The sequence below is a fragment of the uncultured Nevskia sp. genome (genome assembly GCF_903885465.1).
Taxonomy (GTDB): domain Bacteria; phylum Pseudomonadota; class Gammaproteobacteria; order Nevskiales; family Nevskiaceae; genus Nevskia.
In genome coordinates this window covers 1-5,297 of record NZ_CAISIQ010000522.1, presented here as the reverse complement: position 1 = coordinate 5,297, position 5,297 = coordinate 1, and the positions used below count along the sequence as shown (strand labels likewise).

Here is a 5,297-nt window from a genome sequence, read left to right as displayed (position 1 = left end):
CGTCTACGAGACCAAGCAGCTGGTGAAGGCGAAGAACCGCCCGGTGATCATCATCACCTCGAACAACGAGAAGGAGCTGCCGGACGCATTCCTGCGCCGCTGCTTCTTCCATTACATCCGCTTCCCGGACAAGGAGACGATGCAGAAGATCGTCGACGTCCATCACCCGGACATCAAGAAGAACCTGCTCAAGGAAGCGATGGAAGCGTTCTTCGGCTTGCGCGAACTGCCGGGTTTGAAGAAGAAGCCGAGCACGTCCGAACTGCTCGACTGGCTGAAGCTGCTGATGGCCGAGGACATCGATCCGGCGGCGCTGCGCGAAACCAGCGTCAAGAAAAGCCTGCCGCCGCTTTACGGTGCGCTGCTCAAGAACGAGCAGGACGTGCACCTGTTCGAGCGGATCGCCTTCATGGCGCGGCGTTCGAGCTAGAGAACCCTTGCGGGGAACCGAGGATCAGACCTCGGTTCTCGTGCAGAGACGGGAGGCTCAGGCAGCTTTTCTGAGCTGATCGAGCCGGAGCAAGGTCGGGCCACGCATCACGTCGGCGATGCTGAACTTCTTCAGGCCATCGATGAAGCTGCGTTCGGCGCGATCGAGCACGCCCTTGAGAATGCAGGCGCCGTGCAGCACGCAGGGCCCGCGTTCGCAGTCCGCCATGTGGCCGCTGCCTTCCATCGCTTCGACGATCTCGCCGATGCACAGCGCCTCTGGCGGGCGAGCCAGACGCAGGCCGCCGTGCCTGCCGCTGATCGATTCGATATAGCCCAGCTTGCGCAGGCCCTGCGCAACCTTGTGCATGTGATGCGTGGAAACTCCGTATTTCCCGGCGATCTTCGCCACGCTGACCGGCTTGTCCCTGCCCGCGCCGGCGAGGTAGACCAGCAGGCGCAGCGAGAAATCCGTGTAGAGAGAAAGACGCACTCCAAGCTCCAGTCGACTTTGTCGAAGCTTATCCCCAAACGATGGGGGCAGGCAGTCGGTTTTGCCCATCCAATATATGGCATTTGAATTGCTATATATTCGGTAGGGCTCATCGGGGGGCTCAAAAAACGGGAAATGGCCATGGCGTCCGGACAAGAAAGAAGGCGCGTCATGCTGGTTTACGACGACGCCGCGCATCTACAGGTGCTCGAAGCGATGGTGGCGGCTGAAGGCCTGCCGGTCGTGGGCCGATTCGATCCTCTGGCTAATCTCGCCGTCGCCGTGGCCCAACTGCAGCCCGACATGGTGTTGATCAGCGTCGGCTTGCCGAGCCACGAAATGCTCGAGCGCCTGGCGCGGCTGCAGCGCGACCAGCCCAGAGCCATGGTGCTTTTCGCGGACCAAAGTGATGCCGATACGACACGGCGCGCGGTGCAGACGGGCGTCAGCGCCTACATCGTCGACGGCTTGCAGCCCGCACGACTGAGTTGCCAGCTAGAAGTGGCTGCCACGCGTTTCGAATGGCAGCAGAACCTGCGCGAGGAGCTTGACGAGGCGCGTATCCGGCTCGCCGATCATCGCGACATCGGCAAAGCCAAGGGCCTGATCATGAAGCGGCGCGAGCTGGACGAAGCCGAGGCCTATCGGTTGCTGCAGAAGATGGCGATGGATCGCAAGCAGCGCATCGGCGATTTTTCCCGCATGTTGCTGGTGGCTGCGGACGCTCTTTAGGCAAGCGATTCGTGAGCTCGCGGCGGACCTCGCGACTCAAGAATTCGAGCCCGGCTTGAGCGCTGCCGTTTCGTCCCCAGATATCGTGCAGCGCCGCCGTGGCGCCCGAGATCGTCGAGGAGAACCGCATGCTGAACCGAATTTCCGCCCTGCTGATGGTCGTTGTGACCCTGGCGCTGTCCGGCTGCGGCTACAACACGCTGCAGTCACAGGACGAGCAAATCAAGTCGTCCTGGGCCGAAGTGCTGAACCAGTACCAGCGCCGTTCCGATCTCGTGCCCAACCTGGTATCGACGGTGAAGGGCTTCGCCGCACAGGAAAAGGACGTGCTGCTCGGCGTGACCGAGGCGCGCGCCAAGGTCGGTGGCATCAATGCCACGCCGGAACTGCTGAACGATCCGGCCGCGTTCAAGAAATTCACCGAGGCGCAGGGTGAGCTAAGCGGCGCGCTGTCGCGCCTGCTGGTGGTCACCGAAAACTATCCGCAGCTGAAATCGGATGGCCTGTTCCGGGATCTGCAGGCGCAGCTTGAAGGCACCGAAAATCGCATCACTGTCGCCCGCAAGCGCTACATCGATTCGGTGCAGGCCTACAACATCACGGTGCGCAGCTTCCCGTCGAACCTGACCGCGATGGCCACCGGTGCCAAGACCAAGCCGAGCTTCGAAGTCGAAAACGAGAAAGCGATCTCGGCGCCGCCGAAGGTTGATTTCGGCAGTAGCCCGGCGCCTGCCCCAGCGCCTTGATCGGCTCTAAGTCCTAGCTGGCGATGATCCGCACGCTGAGTGCGCTGCTGCTGTCCGGCGCTTTGGCGCTGGCCAGTCTTGCCGCGCAAGCCGAAGTGCCGGTACCGGCGCTGGCTGCGCGGGTCACGGATCAGACTGGCACCTTCAGCCCGGCCGATCAGGCGGCGCTGGAAGCCAAGCTGGCCGCGCTGGAAACCCGCAAGGGCACCCAGATCGCGGTGCTGATGGTGCCGACTACCGAGCCGGAAACCATCGAGCAATATGGGCTTCGGGTCGCCGAAGCTTGGAAGCTGGGCCGCAAGGGCGTCGATGACGGCGCGATCCTGATTGTCGCCAAGGACGACCGGAAGCTGCGCATCGAAGTCGGTTACGGCCTCGAAGGCGCGATGCCGGACGCGATCGCCAAGCGGATCATCCGCGAAGACGTCGCACCGTTGTTTCGCAGCGGCGACTACGTGGGCGGCATCAACGCCGGCGTCGACCGGATGATCGCCGTCGCCGATGGTGAAGCGCTGCCGCCGCCGAAGGAACGCCGCGGCGCTTCGGGCTCATCGAAACGTCCGCCGTTCGAACTGCTGTTCGTCGCCTTCTTCGTCATCTGGGGTGTGATGAGCGCGGTCAAACGCGCGCTCGGCACCGGGCTGGCGTCGATCGGCGTTGGCGGCATCGTCGGCGTCGTCGCCGCGCTACTGCTCGCATCGATCGTCGCCGGTGTGGTCGTCGCCGTCGTCGCCGCGATCTTCGCGGCAATCGCCTGGAGCAGCGGCGGCGGACGCGGTGGTGGCTTCGGTGGCGGGCTCGGCGGCTTTGGCGGTGGCGGCTTCGGTGGCGGCGGTGGTGGTTTTGGCGGTGGTGGTGGTGGCTTCGGTGGTGGCGGTGCTTCGGGAGACTGGTGAGATGAGCCGCTCGACGAATCCGATCATCCGCTGGTCCCGGCATCTGTTCACCGGCGTGCTCGCGGTGCGCCGTGCTTTTCCGCCAGCGGTGATGAATCAGATCACCGAGGCCGTGCGCGCCTGCGAAAGCCGGCATCCGGGCGAGATCCGCTTCGTCATCGAAGCTTCGCTGGAACCGCACGAACTGTGGGCCGGCCTGAGCCCGCGCGAACGCGCGCTCGACGTCTTCTCACGCCTCAAGGTCTGGGACACCGAGCACAACAACGGCGTGCTGATCTACGTGCTGTACGCCGATCACGCGGTCGAGATCGTCGCCGATCGCGGTGTCGGTAACGGCAAGGTCGATCCGGGCGAGTGGCAGCTGGCCTGCCAGCGCATGCGCGATCATTTCCGCAGCGGCGAGTTCGCCGCGGGCGCGATTGCCGGCGTCGAAACGGTGGCCGAGGTGTTGTCGCGTCACGCCTCTGGCCACGCCGATGTCGGCAACGAATTGCCGGATGCGCCGCTGATCTTGCGCTGAAGTCAGTCTGCGCTTCAGACGAGCGGCGTCAGGTCGCTCTCGGTTACCCGCCACAAGTACCAGCTCCCCACCGAACGATAAGGCGCCCACTTCGCGGTCAGTGCCAGGGACGCTGCGTCATCGAGCTTGGCACCGCCGTTGTGCAGACGGTTCAGGCCATTGCGCAGGCCGACGTCGCCGAGCGAGAACACGTCGAGACGATCGAGCGCGAAGATCAGGAACATCTCGGCGGTCCAGCGGCCGATGCCGGGCAAGGCATCGAGTACGGTGATCGCCGCTTCGTCGTCCATCTTGCGCAGCTTGGGGAACGACAGGTTGCCGCTGGCGGCGGCCTCGGCCAGCGCTCGCAGCCATTTCGCTTTCGCGTTCGACAGGCCACAGGCGCGCAGCGCCTCGTGTTCGGCGCTGATGAAATGCAGTGGCAGGAAACGCTTGCCGGCGCCGGTTGCCAGCGCAACCCGCGCCTGAATGGTGTCGGCCGCCTTGATCGATAATTGTTGGCTGATGATCGAATTGCACAGCACGTGGAACGGATCGCGGCGGCTGCTGCCGATCGTGCACGGCCCATGACGATCGATGACTCTTGCCAGCTTGGGATCGCAGGCGCGCAGATGGGCTTCGGCGATGCGCAGCGTGTCGGTTTTGATCATGGGCGCTAAGCAAGTGAGGAAGGCGGACTGCGACGATCGCCGCGCTAGAATGCCGGAAACCTTTCAGCGTCTCGTTCGCCATGCTTTTCGGATTTTTCCTGACCCTGCGCGCCGCTGGCCTTAAACCTGGGCTCGGCGAATTCCTCACCCTGCTTGAAGCGCTGAAGCAGAAGGTGGTGATCTACTCGATCGACGATTCCTACCTGCTGGCGCGGATGACGCTGGTCAAGGACGAAAGTCATTACGACCGTTACGACCGCGCGTTCGCTGCCTATTTCAAGGGCGTGGAAGCAGTGTTCGATCTGTTCGCCGGCCAGATCCCGGATGACTGGCTGCGCCGCGAGATGGAAAAACTTCTGAGCGACGAAGAAAAAGCCAAGATCGCCTCGCTCGGTGGTTTCGAGGAGTTGATGGAAACGCTGAAGAAGCGCCTCGAAGAGCAGAAGGAGCGCCATCAGGGCGGCAACAAGTGGATCGGCACCGGCGGCACTTCGCCGTTCGGCAATTCCGGCTACAACCCGGAAGGCGTGCGCATCGGTGGCGAAGGCGGCAACAAGCGCGCGGCGAAGGTCTGGGAGAAGCGCGAGTTCAAGAATCTCGACGATTCGATCGAACTCGGCACCCGCAACATCAAGGTGGCGCTCAGGAAGCTGCGCAAGTTCGCGCGCCAGGGAGCGCCCGATGTGTTCGACCTCGACGGCACCATCGAATCGACCGCGCGCAACGCCGGCTGGCTCGACATCAAGATGGTGCCGGAGCGCCACAACGCGGTGAAGGTGCTGCTGTTCCTCGATGTCGGCGGTTCGATGGATCCGCATGTGAAGGTCTGCG

General features: G+C 63.5%; 8 protein-coding genes. 6 read left to right on the top strand and 2 right to left on the bottom strand.

Going from position 1 to position 5,297, the window contains the following annotated elements; translation table 11 throughout:
* The coding region (locus QZY06_RS20160) for an AAA family ATPase (protein WP_367275694.1) at window positions 1–430 on the top strand (430 nt) is incomplete at its 5' end.
* A 57-nt stretch (window positions 431–487) separates the two neighbouring features.
* Here QZY06_RS20160 and QZY06_RS20155 read toward each other — a convergent pair.
* On the bottom strand, window positions 488–922 hold the full coding sequence (locus tag QZY06_RS20155; protein WP_295687577.1) for an Rrf2 family transcriptional regulator: 435 nt from the start codon (window positions 920–922) through the stop codon (window positions 488–490).
* 135 nt (window positions 923–1,057) lie between these two features.
* On the opposite strand from QZY06_RS20155, the gene QZY06_RS20150 reads away from it, so the two are divergent.
* The 4 genes from QZY06_RS20150 (at window position 1,058) to QZY06_RS20135 (ending at window position 3,816) form a co-directional block, all read left to right on the top strand.
* Complete coding sequence (locus QZY06_RS20150) at window positions 1,058–1,654, top strand: ANTAR domain-containing response regulator (RefSeq protein WP_295687575.1); 597 nt, start codon at window positions 1,058–1,060, stop codon at window positions 1,652–1,654.
* 128 nt (window positions 1,655–1,782) lie between these two features.
* Window positions 1,783–2,400: a LemA family protein gene (locus QZY06_RS20145; RefSeq protein WP_022974834.1), complete on the top strand. Its 618-nt coding sequence runs from the start codon at window positions 1,783–1,785 to the stop codon at window positions 2,398–2,400.
* 23 nt (window positions 2,401–2,423) lie between these two features.
* A complete protein-coding gene (locus QZY06_RS20140) occupies window positions 2,424–3,296 on the top strand; it encodes a TPM domain-containing protein (protein ID WP_295687572.1) in 873 nt (290 codons plus the stop codon).
* Window position 3,297: 1 nt separating this feature from the next.
* Complete coding sequence (locus QZY06_RS20135; protein ID WP_295687570.1) at window positions 3,298–3,816, top strand: TPM domain-containing protein; 519 nt, start codon at window positions 3,298–3,300, stop codon at window positions 3,814–3,816.
* Between the two features lie 14 nt (window positions 3,817–3,830).
* Here QZY06_RS20135 and QZY06_RS20130 read toward each other — a convergent pair whose 3' ends face one another.
* The gene (locus tag QZY06_RS20130) at window positions 3,831–4,466 is read right to left on the bottom strand and encodes a DNA-3-methyladenine glycosylase (RefSeq protein ID WP_295687567.1); all 636 of its coding nucleotides are present in this window, start codon (window positions 4,464–4,466) and stop codon (window positions 3,831–3,833) included.
* An 80-nt stretch (window positions 4,467–4,546) separates the two neighbouring features.
* Here QZY06_RS20130 and QZY06_RS20125 point away from each other — a divergent pair.
* A partial coding sequence (locus tag QZY06_RS20125; RefSeq protein ID WP_367275693.1) for a VWA domain-containing protein occupies window positions 4,547–5,297 on the top strand: 751 nt, incomplete at its 3' end.